This is a genomic window from Streptomyces sp. AB3(2024) (genome assembly GCF_041862025.1).
Taxonomy (GTDB): Bacteria; Actinomycetota; Actinomycetes; order Streptomycetales; family Streptomycetaceae; genus Streptomyces.
Genome location: NZ_JBGWAB010000020.1, coordinates 17,085 through 30,489, shown reverse-complemented (window position 1 = coordinate 30,489; position 13,405 = coordinate 17,085). Strand labels below are relative to the sequence as shown.

The 13,405-nt window shown below is 73.0% G+C and carries 14 protein-coding genes and 1 tRNA gene; 8 read left to right on the top strand and 7 right to left on the bottom strand.

Going from position 1 to position 13,405, the window contains the following annotated elements; all coding sequences use genetic code 11:
• From ACEPPI_RS11490 to ACEPPI_RS11475, 4 genes are all read left to right on the top strand, one after another.
• On the top strand, positions 1-1,275 hold the full coding sequence (locus ACEPPI_RS11490) for an aspartate kinase (protein WP_266840016.1): 1,275 nt from the start codon (positions 1-3) through the stop codon (positions 1,273-1,275).
• On the top strand, positions 1,272-2,345 hold the full coding sequence (locus ACEPPI_RS11485) for an aspartate-semialdehyde dehydrogenase (RefSeq protein WP_373915124.1): 1,074 nt from the start codon (positions 1,272-1,274) through the stop codon (positions 2,343-2,345). Before ACEPPI_RS11490 ends, ACEPPI_RS11485 begins: the two co-directional genes overlap by 4 nt.
• 169 nt (positions 2,346-2,514) lie before the next feature.
• Positions 2,515-3,330, top strand: a complete 816-nt coding sequence (locus ACEPPI_RS11480; RefSeq protein WP_373915123.1) for a SigE family RNA polymerase sigma factor — start codon at positions 2,515-2,517, stop codon at positions 3,328-3,330.
• Positions 3,327-4,496, top strand: coding sequence for a hypothetical protein (locus ACEPPI_RS11475; RefSeq protein WP_373915122.1), 1,170 nt, complete (start codon positions 3,327-3,329; stop codon positions 4,494-4,496). Before ACEPPI_RS11480 ends, ACEPPI_RS11475 begins: the two co-directional genes overlap by 4 nt.
• 90 nt (positions 4,497-4,586) lie before the next feature.
• Here ACEPPI_RS11475 and ACEPPI_RS11470 read toward each other — a convergent pair whose 3' ends face one another.
• Together ACEPPI_RS11470 and ACEPPI_RS11465 are read right to left on the bottom strand one after the other, a co-directional pair.
• A complete protein-coding gene (locus ACEPPI_RS11470) occupies positions 4,587-5,384 on the bottom strand; it encodes an SURF1 family protein (protein WP_373915121.1) in 798 nt (265 codons plus the stop codon).
• Positions 5,385-5,484: 100 nt separating this feature from the next.
• Entirely contained in the window at positions 5,485-7,311 is a 1,827-nt protein-coding gene (locus tag ACEPPI_RS11465) for a prolyl oligopeptidase family serine peptidase (protein ID WP_373915120.1), read from the bottom strand.
• A gap of 119 nt (positions 7,312-7,430) precedes the next feature.
• Here ACEPPI_RS11465 and ACEPPI_RS11460 point away from each other — a divergent pair, with 119 nt between their 5' ends.
• Genes ACEPPI_RS11460 through ACEPPI_RS11450 form a run of 3 tightly spaced genes read left to right on the top strand, consistent with a single transcriptional unit; the run spans position 7,431 to position 9,559 of the window.
• Positions 7,431-7,598 (top strand): hypothetical protein, encoded by a 168-nt coding sequence (locus tag ACEPPI_RS11460; RefSeq protein WP_373915119.1) that lies wholly within the window; start codon positions 7,431-7,433, stop codon positions 7,596-7,598.
• 59 nt (positions 7,599-7,657) lie between these two features.
• Entirely contained in the window at positions 7,658-8,956 is a 1,299-nt protein-coding gene (gene codA, locus ACEPPI_RS11455; RefSeq protein WP_373915118.1) for a cytosine deaminase, read from the top strand.
• Between the two features lie 9 nt (positions 8,957-8,965).
• The gene (locus tag ACEPPI_RS11450) at positions 8,966-9,559 is read left to right on the top strand and encodes an HD domain-containing protein (protein WP_373915117.1); all 594 of its coding nucleotides are present in this window, start codon (positions 8,966-8,968) and stop codon (positions 9,557-9,559) included.
• A 91-nt stretch (positions 9,560-9,650) separates the two neighbouring features.
• Here ACEPPI_RS11450 and ACEPPI_RS11445 read toward each other — a convergent pair whose 3' ends face one another.
• The 5 genes from ACEPPI_RS11445 to ACEPPI_RS11425 form a co-directional block, all read right to left on the bottom strand.
• Positions 9,651-10,109 carry a hypothetical protein gene (locus tag ACEPPI_RS11445; protein ID WP_373915116.1) on the bottom strand — a complete coding sequence of 153 codons (459 nt, stop codon included), beginning with the start codon at positions 10,107-10,109 and terminating at the stop codon, positions 9,651-9,653.
• Positions 10,110-10,245: 136 nt separating this feature from the next.
• Complete coding sequence (locus ACEPPI_RS11440) at positions 10,246-10,782, bottom strand: potassium channel family protein (protein WP_373915115.1); 537 nt, start codon at positions 10,780-10,782, stop codon at positions 10,246-10,248.
• 227 nt (positions 10,783-11,009) lie between these two features.
• Positions 11,010-11,453, bottom strand: a complete 444-nt coding sequence (locus ACEPPI_RS11435) for a luciferase family protein (protein WP_373915114.1) — start codon at positions 11,451-11,453, stop codon at positions 11,010-11,012.
• A 216-nt stretch (positions 11,454-11,669) separates the two neighbouring features.
• Positions 11,670-11,743: transfer RNA gene (locus ACEPPI_RS11430), tRNA-Pro, on the bottom strand.
• Positions 11,744-11,854: 111 nt separating this feature from the next.
• A complete protein-coding gene (locus tag ACEPPI_RS11425; protein WP_373915113.1) occupies positions 11,855-12,793 on the bottom strand; it encodes a metallophosphoesterase in 939 nt (312 codons plus the stop codon).
• 67 nt (positions 12,794-12,860) lie between these two features.
• Between ACEPPI_RS11425 and ACEPPI_RS11420 the strand changes: the two genes are divergently transcribed.
• Entirely contained in the window at positions 12,861-13,322 is a 462-nt protein-coding gene (locus ACEPPI_RS11420; RefSeq protein WP_373915112.1) for a GatB/YqeY domain-containing protein, read from the top strand.
• The last annotated feature ends 83 nt before the right edge of the window (positions 13,323-13,405 follow it).

Genomic DNA, 13,405 nt, shown 5'->3' with positions numbered 1-13,405 from the left:
GTGGGCCTTGTCGTGCAGAAGTACGGAGGCTCCTCCGTAGCCGATGCCGAGGGCATCAAGCGCGTCGCCAAGCGGATCGTGGACGCCAAGAAGAACGGCCACCAGGTGGTCGTCGTGGTTTCCGCGATGGGCGACACTACGGATGAGTTGATCGATCTCGCCGAGCAGGTATCTCCGATGCCTGCGGGGCGCGAATTCGACATGCTGCTGACCGCCGGAGAGCGCATCTCCATGGCCCTGCTGGCCATGGCGATCAAAAACCTGGGCCACGAGGCCCAGTCGTTCACCGGTAGCCAGGCAGGCGTGATCACCGACTCGGTCCACAACAAAGCGCGCATCATCGATGTGACGCCGGGCCGGATCCGCACCGCGCTGGACGAGGGCAACATCGCCATCGTCGCCGGCTTCCAGGGTGTGTCCGCGGACTCCAAGGACATCACCACCCTCGGCCGGGGCGGCTCGGACACCACGGCCGTGGCGCTCGCCGCCGCGCTGGACGCCGAGGTCTGTGAGATCTACACCGATGTCGACGGCGTCTTCACCGCGGACCCCCGCGTCGTGAAGAAGGCCCGGAAGATCGACTGGATCTCCTCCGAGGACATGCTGGAGCTCGCGGCCTCCGGCTCCAAGGTGCTGCTGCACCGCTGCGTCGAGTACGCCCGCCGCTACAACATCCCGATCCACGTCCGCTCGTCCTTCTCGGGACTGCCGGGCACCTGGGTCAGCAACGAGAATCCGCAAGGGGACGCGCAGGTGGAGCACGCCATCATCTCCGGAGTCGCTCACGACGTCTCCGAAGCCAAGATCACGGTCGTCGGCGTCCCGGACAAGCCGGGCGAGGCCGCGGCGATCTTCCGGGCCATCGCGGACGCCGAGATCAACATCGACATGATCGTCCAGAACGTGTCGGCGGCCTCCACCGGCCTGACCGACATCTCCTTCACCCTCCCCAAGGCCGAGGGCCACAAGGCCATCGACGCCCTGGAGAAGGCGAAGGGCCAGATCGGCTTCGACTCGCTGCGCTACGACGATCAGATCGGCAAGATCTCCCTGGTCGGCGCGGGCATGAAGACGAACCCGGGCGTCACCGCCTCCTTCTTCCAGGCGCTGTCCGACGCGGGCGTGAACATCGAGCTGATCTCCACCTCCGAGATCCGCATCTCGGTCGTCACCCGCCAGGACGACGTCAACGACGCCGTCCGCGCGGTGCACACGGCCTTCGGCCTGGACTCCGACAGCGACGAGGCCGTCGTCTACGGAGGCACCGGACGATGACGGCGCCCCGGTCCTCCGGCCCGGCGCTCGCCGTGGTCGGGGCGACCGGAGCCGTCGGTTCGGTCCTGCTCCAGATCCTGTCCCAGCGGGCGGACGTCTGGGGCGACATCCGCCTGATCGCCTCCCCGCGCTCGGCCGGCCGCGTGCTGGCCGTCCGTGGGGAGGAGACCGAGGTGCTCGCCCTCACCGAGGACGCCTTCGACGGCTTCGGCGTGGGCGATGTCGTGCTCTTCCTGACCCCGGCCGAGGTGTCGGCGCGCTGGGCCCCCGTGGTGACCGCGCGCGGTGCCGTCGTGGTGGACCAGTCCGCCGCCTTCCGGGAAGACCCCGAGGTGCCCCTGGTGGTGCCCGAGGTGAACGGCCACGCCGTACGGATGCGGCCGCGCGGGATCGTCGCGGGCCCGGACTGCGTGACGGCCGCCATGATCGCCGCCCTGGGCGCGCTGCACGCCGAGTACGCACTGGCCGACCTGGCCGTCTCCTCGTACCAGGCCGCCAGCGCGGCCGGCCGGGCCGGTTCCGAGGCGCTGCGCCGCCAGCTGTCGCTGGTCGCCGGGAGCTCCCTGGGGGAGCAGACCGGGGACGTGCGCCGGGCCGTGGGGGAGGACACCGGCCCCTTCGCGGCTCCGCTCGCGCTGAACGTGGTGCCCTGGTCCGGGGAGCTGCGCGAGGGCGGCTGGTCCTCGCACGAGCTGGCCGTACGGGCGGAGACCCGGCGGATCCTGGGGCTGGAGACGCTGCCGATCGCGGTGACCTGCGTACAGGTTCCCGTGGTGACCGGCCATTCCCTGACGGTTCGGGCCCGCTTCGAGCGGGAGGTGGACGCCGGCCACGCCCGGGAGATCCTGGAGGCGGCGCCCGGGGTGGTGCTCGTCGACGATCCGGAGGCGGGGGAGTTCCCCACGCCCGCCGACGCGGCGGGTACGGATCCGGCGTGGGTGGGACGGGTACGGGCCTCGCTCGACGACCCCCGCTCCCTGGAGTTCTTCGTGTGCGCGGACAATCTGCGCAAGGGCGCGGCGCTGAATGCCACGCAGATCTCGGAACTGATTGCGGGTGAATTCGCGTAATTCGCTTTGTAGGATCGGTCTCGATCCCTTGATCAAGGTGATGGCCCGACTGCCGTCTGGATAAATGGGGCAATCGGGAAGAGCGGGTACGCATGAAGGCAATGGGGAAATTGCTGGTTACTCTGCCGCACGCGTACAACCCTCACGGGGGGACGCGTGTCCAACCGGCGTGGCAGAGGCACTGTTGGAATACGCCGTCGTACCGGCGCGCCCGGGGATCGTTCCCCCGCGCCGCCGCTCGCTCGCGGCAGGCGGCTCCGGCGGCTTCCCCGTGATCGTTCCCGTCCCGCCGGCAAGCGTTCCGGCCGCCGTTCCGCCCGTCCTGCCGCCCCTCGGCGGGCGCGTGCCCGCACCCCGCGACAGCACGGCCACGGAACGGTCCGCCGGACCGGCCGGCGGATCGTCCGACGCACCGGACACCACGGCGCCCGCCGCCGTGCCCGCCGGGACGCTGCCAGAGACGGCGGCCGACGGCGCGCCGGTCGTGGCCGGGACCACCGTCGACCACCTCACCGAGACCTACCGGGCCCACTACCGGTCCCTCCTGGGCCTGGCCGCACTGCTCCTCGACGACACGGCCTCCTGCGAGGACGTGGTCCAGGAGGCCTTCATCCGCGTCCACTCGGCCCGCAACCGGGTGCGCGACCGCGACAAGACACTGGCCTATCTCCGCCAGACCGTCGTGAACCTCTCGCGTTCCGCGCTGCGCCGCCGCATCCTCGGTCTCAAGCTGCTGTCCAAGCCGATGCCGGACATGGCCAGCGCGGAGGAAGGGGCCTACGACCAGCTGGAGCGGGACGACCTGATCAAGGCGATGCGCGGGCTCCAGCGCCGCCAGCGCGAGGTGCTGGTGCTGCGCTACTTCGCGGACATGACGGAGGTCCAGGTCGCCGAGACGCTCGGGATATCGCTCGGCTCGGTCAAGGCGTACGGTTCGCGGGGCATTGCCGCGCTGAGGGTGGCGATGGAGGCAGCGCAGTCATGAGGGACGACCACGAGAACAACCCGCGGGGTCCGGCCGCACCGGGCACCGGTGACGAGCAGGTCCTGCGGAGTCTGCTGGCCGGAGCCGTGCAGGGCCTGGAGCCCTCCGAAGGGGCCCTGGAGCGGCTGCGCCACGCGGTGCCCGCCCGCCGGGCCCGCAAGCGGCAGGCACTCGTCGGGGCGGCCGCGGCGGCCCTGCTGGCCGGCACCGCGATCCCGGCCGCGCTGCACCTGGGCACCGACCAGGGCGCGGCAGCCGGACACTCGGCGATGGCCGGTCACGGCGAGGCGCAGGGCGGCAAGACCGGAGGCCCCTCCGACCCGCACCAGAACGGCTCCGGCGACGGGACCGGGACCGGCCCGAAGACCGTGAAGCCCGCCGGCGCGGACCAGGAGGCGGGCGGTGCCGGCGGCACGCCGTCCCCGCAGGCCGGCGGCTCACCCTCCGGCGGCACGGTCACGGGCGGCCCGTCCGACGCGGGAACCGTCGCGGGCACCGCGAACGGAGCCGGCCACGGCCCGCCCCCGGTGGGCGCGGCCCCCGGCGTCCCCGGCTGCACCGCCGGACAGCTCGGGGTGGCCGGCAGCGCCCGTGCCCCCGGGCCCGACGGCAAGGTGCTCGGCAGTTTCAAGGTCACCAACGTCTCCGCCAAGGGCTGTACGGTCACCGGCCCGGACACCGTGACCGCCGCGGCGGTCCCCGCCGGGCCGCCGCCCGCCCAGTCCGCCGGGGTGACGGTCACCGGCCACACGGCGGGAGACCCGGTGAGCGGGCTGCTGCCCGACCCGTCGGCGGAGACCCCGGTGCTGTTCCTGGAGCCGAACACGGCGTACGAGGTGCGCTTCGCCTGGGTGCCCTCGGGAGCCTCCTGCCCGGCACCACCCGGCCCGTCGGCCAAGCCCCAGCAGGGCGACGCCGCGCAGCCGGCCGGTGCGGGGACGGCCACGGGAGCGCCCGCCGCCGCGCCGGGCGGTGACGGGACCGCTGCCGCGGCCGCCGCCGCTCCGGGCCCGGACCCGCAGACCGGCGGTACGGACGCCCAGCCGGGCGGAGTGGCGGTCTCGCACACCCCGGCCACGGGCGATCCGGTCACCCGGACCACCATTCCCGAGGCCTGCGGCGGGACGGTCTACCGGACGGGGATCATCCCGCAGGCGACGCCGTAGCGCGGAGCCGGCGTCCGGTCCGGCCCGGACGCGCCGGACCGGCGGGGCCAGGTCCGTTTCGCGGACCGGACCCCGGTGCGGGGTCCGGGCTCAGGCCCGGGCTTCGGCCCGCGTGCTCGTGGGAGCGGCGTCCGGCGCCGGGAGCAGTCCCGCCTCGGCGTCGCGCAGGGTCTCGACCTCGCGCCGGTAGAGCCGGAACCACATGAAGAGCACGAATCCGGCGAAGACGAACCACTCGCCGGTGTAGCCGAGGTTCTGGAAGGCCTTCATGTCGAGACCGGTGTTGACCGGCGCCTTCGCCGGCACCGGAAGCATTCCGTCGGCCGGGGTCTGCACCGTCAGCCAGGCGTCGTAGAGCGGGTCCTGCACCAGGTTGACCAGCGTGGCCGACCCGATCACCCCGACCTGCCCGGCCGGCAGCCCGCCCTGTGCGTGCACGCCCTTGGTCCCCGAGTTCTCCGAGGACTGCAGGGCACCCGTCACCTCGGTCCGCCCGGCCGGCGGTGCCGGAGCCTTCGCCGGGTCCGGCGTCCCGGGCAGCCAGCCGCGGACCACGGGGACGGTCTTGCCACCGTCGGTCCGCAGCAGGGTCAGGACGTAGAAGCCCGTCTTCCCGTCGAGCACCCGGTCCGGGACCAGCAGCTGCCGCCCGTACTCACCGGCCGCCGAAGCGAGCCGTCCGGAGGTCTTCGTGTCGACCGGGAGCAGAGAGTCCAGCGGTGCGGCCGCCTGGTCGGCGGGCCGCTCCGCGTTCGCCTCCCGGTGGCTGCCGACGCGGTCCTCGAACCGGCCGAGCTGCCAGGTCCCCATGAACAGGCAGAAGGGGATGGCGAGCGCGACGAAGACGTTGATCCCCCACCAGCGCGGGGTCAGGAGAAACCGGTGCACCCCACCACCGTACGGGGGCCGTGCCCGGAGCCCGTCTCCGGGGCTCGGCGGGCTCCGGGCGCACCACGGGCGCACCGGAGGCCGGCCGAGCCCCGCGGCATCACCTCGGCAGGTGCTTCAGCGCGAACTCCAGGTCCATCCGGACCTGCTTGATCCGCTCCTCCACGACCAGCGAGCCGTGTCCCGCGTCGTAGCGGTAGACCTCGTGGACGGCGCCGCGCGCCGCGAGCCGCTCCACGTAGTTGTCGATCTGCCGGATCGGACAGCGCGGGTCGTTGACGCCCGCCGCGATGTGGACGGGCGCCTTGACCGCGTCCACGTACGTCAGCGGTGAGGAGGCCTCGAACCGCTCCGGGACCTCCTCCGGAGTGCCGCCGAAGAGGGTGCGGTCCAGGGCCTTCAGCGCCTCCATCTCGTCGTGGTACGCCGTCACGTAGTCCGCCACCGGTACGGCGGCCAGCCCGACCGCCCAGTCGTCGGGCCGGGTGCCGATGCCGAGCAGGGTCAGGTACCCGCCCCAGGAGCCGCCCGACAGGACGAGGCGCGCCGGGTCCGCGAGGCCGGAGGCGACGGCCCATTCCCGGACGGCGGAGACGTCCTCCAGCTCGATCAGGCCGACCCGGTGCTTGAGGGCGTCGGTCCACTCGCGCCCGTAGCCGGTCGAACCCCGGTAGTTGACCCGGACCACGGCGAAGCCGTGGTCGAGCCAGGCCGCCGGCGTGGCGAGGAAGGAGTCGCTGTCGTGCCAGGTCGGGCCGCCGTGGATCTCGAAGATCGTGGGGAAGGGGCCCTCGCCGTGGCCCACCGGGCGCTGGGCGAGCGCGTGGATCCGTCCGCCGGGGCCCTCCACCCACACGTCCTCGACGGGCAGCGAGCCCGGCGGCCGGAAGCCGGGCGGGTCGAGCACGACGCCGCCCGCGGTGGACCGCACGGAGGCCGGCTCGGCCGCCGAGGACCACTGGTACTCCACGGTCCCGTCGGGGCGGGCGGTCGCGCCGCTGACCGACCCCGGGGGCGTGTCCACCCGTACGAGTTCCCGCGCGGCCAGGTCGTAGCGCCACAGCTCGCTGCGCGCCTCGAAGCTGTGCGCGACGAGCAGGGCGGACCCGTCCGGGTACCACTCGGCGCTGACGTCGCCCGGCAGCTCGACGGCGAGGTCCTCCTGGGAGCCGGTGGCGACGTCCCACACCATCGGCTCCCAGCGGCCGCGCCGCTGGTGGCCGACGAGCAGCCGGGTGTCCCCGGCGACCGGGGCGAAGCCGAGCACCTCCAGGCCGAGCTCCACGGTGGCGCCGCGCGAGTCGTCGAGCTCCGCCACGGTCGCCCCGTCGAGGGTGACCACGCGCAGCGCCGAGTGCATCGCGTCGCCGTGCTCGGTGTGCTCGATGGCGAGCAGGGTCCCGTCGTGGGACAGGTCGCCGACGCCGGCCGACTCGCGGTGGCGGTAGATGACGGCGGGGGCGCTGCCGTCGGGGCGCACCACGTGGATGGTGGAGCCGTCCTCGTCCGTGGACCGGCCGACGACCGCGGTGCCGTCGCGGCCGATGGCGAGACCGGCCGGGTAGGAGGCCTCCAGGCCGGGGGTGGCGGGCTCGTCGGGTCCGCCCGCGAAGGGCTGGCGGACCCAGGTGCCGAACTCGTCGCCGTCGGTGTCGGAGAACCACCAGATCCACTCGCCGTCGGGGGAGAGGGTGCCGTCGGTGGTGCCGTTGGGGCGGTCGGTGGCCTGGCGCTGCGTGCCGGTGGCACGGTCCCAGGCGTAGAGCTCGTACGTCCCGGTGGCGTTCGAGACGAAGAGCGAGCGGTCCGGGGCGTCCTCCGCCCAGTCGGGGAGCCCGACCCGCGGCGCCCGGAAGCGCTTCTCCCAGTCGGGCATCTCGGGCGTCTCGGCGGCTGCGCCGGGGGTCAGATCGCTGTCGCTGGTCATGCCCTCCATTCTTGCCGCACCGGCCGGAGCGGTGCGCCGGTGCGGTGCCGGGATGCCGACGCCGGCGAAGGGGGGCATCGTGGTGGGGGTACGCCCACGGCAGCCGAGAGGTGTTGATCATGGCCAAGAAGGCTCGCACCGGTCACCACGAGCACCAGGACTCCGAGCGCGCGCTGGCGAAGAACACCGCGGCCGAGGCGCGTGCCAAGGCCGCCGTCCGGGATGTCCAGTCGGTCGCAGCCAAGACGAGGGGCATGCAGCAGAAGGCCCAGTCGAAGCGCGGCTGAACGCCGCGCGGGCCCGATGTTTCACGTGAAACAGAGCGCCGCGTGCGTACGCTGACCGCATGCGGATGATCGTGCGCGGTGCCCGGCTCCTCCACACCGACGGCCTGTCCGATGTCGAGGTCGGCGAGGACGGCCGCATCGCGCGGGTCATCCCGCACGACGACCAGAAGGAGCCGCCCGCGACGGGCGTGCTCATCGAGGCCCACGGAGGGCTGCTCTCCCCCCCCTTCGTCGAACCCCACATCCACCTCGACACCGCCCTGACCGCCGGTCAGCCGCGCCCCAACGCCTCCGGCACCCTCTGGGAGGGAATCGCCTGCTGGAGCGAGCGCAAAGGGACCCTCACCCGCGAGGACGTGATCGCGCGGGCCACACAGGTGCTGCGCTGGCAGGCATCCCACGGCGTCCTGCACGTCCGCACCCACTGCGACGTCACCGACCCCTCCCTCACCGCGCTCGACGCGCTGCTGGAGGTCCGCGACCGGGTGCGGGACGTGATGACGCTCCAGATCGTGGCCTTCCCCCAGGAGGGCATCGTCTCCTTCCCCGACGGCGAGGCGCTGCTGCGCGAGGCCGTCGCGCGCGGGGCGGACGTCGTCGGGGCGATCCCGCACTTCGAGGACACCCGCGAGGACGGGGTCGCCTCGCTGCGGATCGCGTTCGCGCTGGCCGAGGAGCACGGACTGCGGGTCGACGCCCACTGCGACGAGATCGACGACGAGCAGTCCCGCTTCGTGGAGGTGCTGGCGACCCTCGCGCTGCGCTCGGGCCTCGGCGGGCGCGCGACCGCCTCGCACACGACGGCGATGGGCTCCTACAACGGCGCGTACAGCTACAAGCTCCAGCGGCTCCTGGTCCGTTCCGGAATCAACCTGGTCTCCAACCCCTTCGCCAACCTCAACCTCCAGGGCCGCTTCGACGGCTATCCGCGCCGTCGCGGCCTCACCCAGGTCAAGGAGATGCTGGCCGCCGGGGTCAACGTGGCCTTCGGCCACGACGACGTGATGGACCCCTGGAACGCGCTCGGCACCGCGAACCCGCTCCAGACCGCCCTCGTCGGCCTCTACGCCGCCCAGCTCACCGGAGCCGGCGAGATCCCGGCCGCCTTCGCGATGGTGACGGACCGTGCGGCCCGTGTGCTCGGCCTCGACGCCTCGGAGTACGGGATCACGGAGGGCGCCCCCGCCTCCTTCGTGCTCCTGCCCGTGCCCACGCCCGAGGAGGCGATCCGCCGTCAGGTCCGGCCGCGTTACGTCGTGTCGCGCGGCAGCGTCCTCGCCGAGACCCGGCCCGCGCCGACACGGCTGTCCTGGCCGGGGGAGGGGCCGTCCGAAGTGGACTTCATCCCGTCCGCCTAAGGTGCCCCCATGACGTGGACCCTTCACAACCTCGACTCCGACACGGCCCGTTCGGCCTTCGAGGTCGCCTCGGAGTACGCCGATCAGGCCCTCCTCAACCACTCCGTCCGTTCGTACGCCTTCGGCGCCGAGTACGCGCGCCGGCACGGGCTCGCCTACGACGCGGAACTCCTCTACGTCAGCGCCCTGCTGCACGACCTGGGTCTGACCCCGCCCTTCGACAGCCACACCCTCCCCTTCGAGGAGGCCGGCGGGCACGTGGCCCGGATCTTCACCGCGGGGCTGGGCTGGGCGCCGCAGCGGCGGGCGCGGGCGCAGGAGGTGATCGTGCTGCACATGCGCGACGACGTCACCGCCGCCGAGGACGTGGAGAGCCACCTCCTCCAGGTGGGCACGAGCGCGGACGTGTCGGGGCTGCGCGTCGCCGACTTCGACCCCGCCTTCCGGGCCGGCCTGCTGGAGCACTACCCGCGCCTCGGCTTCGGACCGGCCTTCCTGGCCCTGGTCGAGGACCAGGCCGTACGCAAGCCCACCTGCGCGGCGGCCGCGTACGTGGCGGGCGGCGGCGCCGGACGCATCGCGGCGAACCCGCTGGACGCGTAGCGGCCGCCGGGAAGCAGCCCGGTGACGATCACGGCGGCCACGACGGTCATGATCACCAGCGGGGTCACGGCGGCGTGGCCCAGCGGCACGGTCACCGGCGCCGCACTGCTGACCGGCATCCGCAGCACGACGGCCGCGGCCTCCGCGAGACCCGCCGCCACCCGGGGACGACGCCCAGCCCCGGCAGCGGCGACAGCAGCAGCCCCCTCGCCGCGCCCAGGAACAGCGCCGGGAAGACCGGGCTGCCCCGCAGGCTGCCGAGGCACAGCGCGTACCCGACCGCCCTGCACAGCAGTACGGCGATCAGCGCGCCCATGGCCCAGGCCTGCGGATCGGCGGTCAGCGTGGCCAGGGTGCTCTCCCCCGAGGAGGCCACGTCCTGCGGATCCCGGCCCGCGGCCATCGCCGAGTGCTGCAGGACGGCCAAGACCACCGCGATCGGCAGCCCCCAGACCACGTCGGGGGCGTCCAGCCGGGTGAACGGCTCGGGCAGCTTCGCGTTCAGCTCGCCGACCTGCAGACCGGTCCACTGACCGAAGCCGGTGAACACCAGGGCCCAGGGTGATCAGCCCGACCGGGCCGCCGGCGACGAGCAGCAGCGGCAGCGGCCACCACCAGGGGCTTCAGGTGTCCGGGGGCCTTCAGCACGTCCGCCGGCCGGACCGCCTCGGCGGGCTGCCCCGTGCTCAGGGCTCATACCCGCCCGGGCGGCGGGTGAGCCCGATCCGCACCGCGCCGAAGAGCACCTTGGCGACGATGCCCACCACGACGAGGTCGGCCACCATCTGCAGGGTCGTCAGCACCCGGCCGGTGGGCGTCGTCGGCACGATGTCGCCGAAGCCCACGGTCGCGAACACCGTCACCGTGAAGTACAGGGCGCTGGTCCGGTTCAGGGGTTCCGAGAACGACTGCGGATTCCCGTCCGAGAGCAGGACGTACGACGCCGAGAACAGCAGCAGGAACAGGGGCACGGCGGTGGCCAGCGCCTCGAGCGCCCGCAGCCGCGGATACTCCGACCGGCTGATGGCGGAGGCCTGCCAGCCCACCAGGGCCCCGAACAGCACCAGCCCGGCCAGCAGCGCTCCGAAGGAGAGGACGTTGAAGCCGTGGTCGAGCGGCGCCACGTAGTAGAGCGTGGTCAGCACGGCCGGCGCCCCGAGGATGCACGCCAGGTGGCCCAGGAGGTGTACGTGCCGCCGTCGGCCCGAGCCGTCGCCGCTCATGGCGCTCCTCCCGTGCCCCGGCGGCCTGCCCCTCCGGCGTGGCCCTCCAGGCATTGCAACACCGCCCGCCCCCCGCCGCACCTCGGCCGCCGCCCCGCCAGCCCGTCCGATGACGAAGGCCCCGACCCGTCCACGACGTGGCCGGGGCCGGGGGCCTCCCGCTCGTGACAGGGCCTGACCCGCGATCCGGATCAAGCCCTTGACCAGGCCTTACGCTCCAGGCGGTATCACTTCGCGCCGATCGCGTACCGGTACGACGTCTGGACGATCTGCCAGACGGTCTCCAGCTCCGCCGCGTTCCTGGGCCCGTAGACGAGCGTCACGTCCTGGACCGGGTGGTGTACGCCCCAGCCCGCGGCGAGGACCTCGGCCTCGGCCTCCGGCGGGAGCGTGACGTGGAGCGAGCCGTCGTGGTGGGGGTGGATGTGGCCCCACTCCCGGCCCCGCTGGAAGGCCGCGGCGGGGCCCGTGCCGATGCCCTCGGGCAGGAACAGCGCACGGGCGTGCGGGACCGAGACGAGCGTAGGGGCCATGTAGACGTACGGGAGCGCGCGCATCCGCTCCCACAGCTCCTCCTGGATCATGATCGGGGAGATCTGGGAGCCCTGACCGTGCGGAGCCGGTCCGAAGACGCGCGGGGCCGCGCCTTCGCGGCGGGGCAGGTGCAGCATGAGGTGTCCTTTCCGGCCGGTGACCCGGCCGAGGGGTGAACCGTCGACGGAGCTGCAGCATGCGCACCCCGGACGCGCGCCTTGGTGGAGAGCGGGTCGAGGACACGTCGGAGCCCGGTGGCCCCGGCCCCACGAGGCACAACTGACCGGCCGTGACCAGAAACGCAGGAAGGGCCTGATCCGCATTGCGGATCAGGCCCTTCCTGTCTTACGAAGTCGGGGTGGCGGGATTTGAACCCACGACCTCTTCGTCCCGAACGAAGCGCGCTGCCAAGCTGCGCTACACCCCGATGTCCACCTTGCAGGCTTGCTGCCTGGCGACATCGATTACTTTAGCGGACCCTCGCCCGGAGACGAAATCCGGTTTTCGCGGGGCCCCGGCGGGAAGGCGGAGCGGCGCCCTACGCCTTGGGCGTGAGGGTCAGGAGCGTGGCCTCCGGCGGGCAGGCGAAGCGGACCGGGGTGAAGCGGTTCGTGCCGCAGCCGGCCGAGACGTGCAGGTAGGAGCGGTGCCCCCCGGCCTCGTACGTCGACAGGCCCTTCACCCGCTTGGTGTCGAGGTCGCAGTTGGTGACCAGCGCCCCGTAGAAGGGGATGCACAGCTGCCCGCCGTGGGTGTGCCCGGCGAGGATCAGCGGGTAGCGGTCGGCGGCGAAGGCCTCCAGGACCCGGAGGTAGGGGGCGTGCACCACGGCCAGCGAGAAGTCCGCGTCCGCCTCGGGGCCGCCCGCGACCCGCTCGTAGCGGTCCCGCTTGATGTGGGGGTCGTCCAGCCCGGTGAAGGCCAGCTCCAGACCGTTCAGCTTCATGCGGGCCCGGGTGTTGGTCAGGTTCAGCCAGCCGGCGGCGTCGAAGGCGTCCCGCATGTCCTCCCACGGGTTGTGGACGGCGCCGACGACCGGCTTGTTGCCGTTCAGCCCGTGCCGGCCCTGCGCCTTCTCGATCAGGTAACGCCCTGGGTTGCGCAGCCGCGGCCCGTAGTAGTCGTTCGACCCGAAGACGTACGCGCCGGGGAACTCCATCAGCGGACCCAGCGCGTCCAGCACCTCCGGCACGCCCTCCGTGTCGGAGAGGTTGTCGCCGGTGTTGACGACGAAGTCGGGGCGCAGCCCCGCCAGGGACTGGAGCCAGGCGCGTTTCTTGCGCTGCCCGCCGACCATGTGGATGTCCGACACCTGCAGTACGCGCAACGGCCGCATCCCCGCCGGAAGCACCGGCACCGTGACCCGCCGCAAGCGGAACGACCGGGCCTCGAATCCGGCGGCATAGGCCACTCCGGCGGCCCCCACCGCCGCGAGTCCGGCCGTGACCTTCAGGGGGACTTCGTAACGCGCGCGCATGCCCCCATCGTCGCAGACCGCGAAAACCCGCGGGCGCCACCGTCCCCGCACCTGGCAGACTCAGTGCATGACCACGCTCAAGGCCAAGCTCCAGGAAGACCTCACCACCGCGATCAAGGCGCGCGACGAACTCGCTTCGTCCACCCTGCGCCTGACCCTCTCCGCCATCACCAAGGAGGAGGTCGCGGGCAAGGAAGCGCGCGTGCTCTCCGACGACGAAGTCCTCAAGGTGATCGCCAAGGAGGCGAAGAAGCGCCGCGAGGCCTCGGAGGCCTTCGCCCAGGGTGGCCGCGACGAGCAGGCCGCGCGGGAGACCGCCGAGGGCGAGTTCCTGGACGGCTACCTGCCCAAGCAGCTCAGCGACGACGAGCTCGTGGCGATCGTCGCGCAGGCGGTGGAGGAGGCCAAGGCGGCGGGTGCCGAGGGGCCGCGGGCCATGGGCGCCGTCATGAAGATCGTGAACCCGAAGGTGGCCGGTCTGGCCGAGGGCGGCCGCGTCGCCGCCGTCGTCAAGCAGCAGCTCTCGTAGCGGCGGACCCGACCGGGAGTACAGGAAGAAGGGGAGGGCCCCGGCGGAACCGCCCGCCGGGGCCCTCCCCTTCTTCTTCGCTT

What these genes read in the sequence shown, in the direction of transcription:
- ACEPPI_RS11485 (WP_373915124.1), top strand. Translation starts at nt 1,272, where the DNA reads ATGACGGCGCCCCGGTCCTCCGGCCCGGCGCTCGCCGTGGTCGGGGCG.
- ACEPPI_RS11475 (WP_373915122.1), top strand. Translation starts at nt 3,327, where the DNA reads ATGAGGGACGACCACGAGAACAACCCGCGGGGTCCGGCCGCACCGGGC.
- ACEPPI_RS11465 (WP_373915120.1), bottom strand. Translation starts at nt 7,311, where the DNA reads ATGACCAGCGACAGCGATCTGACCCCCGGCGCAGCCGCCGAGACGCCC.
- ACEPPI_RS11460 (WP_373915119.1), top strand. Translation starts at nt 7,431, where the DNA reads ATGGCCAAGAAGGCTCGCACCGGTCACCACGAGCACCAGGACTCCGAG.
- codA (WP_373915118.1), top strand. Translation starts at nt 7,658, where the DNA reads ATGCGGATGATCGTGCGCGGTGCCCGGCTCCTCCACACCGACGGCCTG.
- ACEPPI_RS11450 (WP_373915117.1), top strand. Translation starts at nt 8,966, where the DNA reads ATGACGTGGACCCTTCACAACCTCGACTCCGACACGGCCCGTTCGGCC.
- ACEPPI_RS11440 (WP_373915115.1), bottom strand. Translation starts at nt 10,782, where the DNA reads ATGAGCGGCGACGGCTCGGGCCGACGGCGGCACGTACACCTCCTGGGC.
- ACEPPI_RS11435 (WP_373915114.1), bottom strand. Translation starts at nt 11,453, where the DNA reads ATGCTGCACCTGCCCCGCCGCGAAGGCGCGGCCCCGCGCGTCTTCGGA.
- ACEPPI_RS11425 (WP_373915113.1), bottom strand. Translation starts at nt 12,793, where the DNA reads ATGCGCGCGCGTTACGAAGTCCCCCTGAAGGTCACGGCCGGACTCGCG.
- ACEPPI_RS11420 (WP_373915112.1), top strand. Translation starts at nt 12,861, where the DNA reads ATGACCACGCTCAAGGCCAAGCTCCAGGAAGACCTCACCACCGCGATC.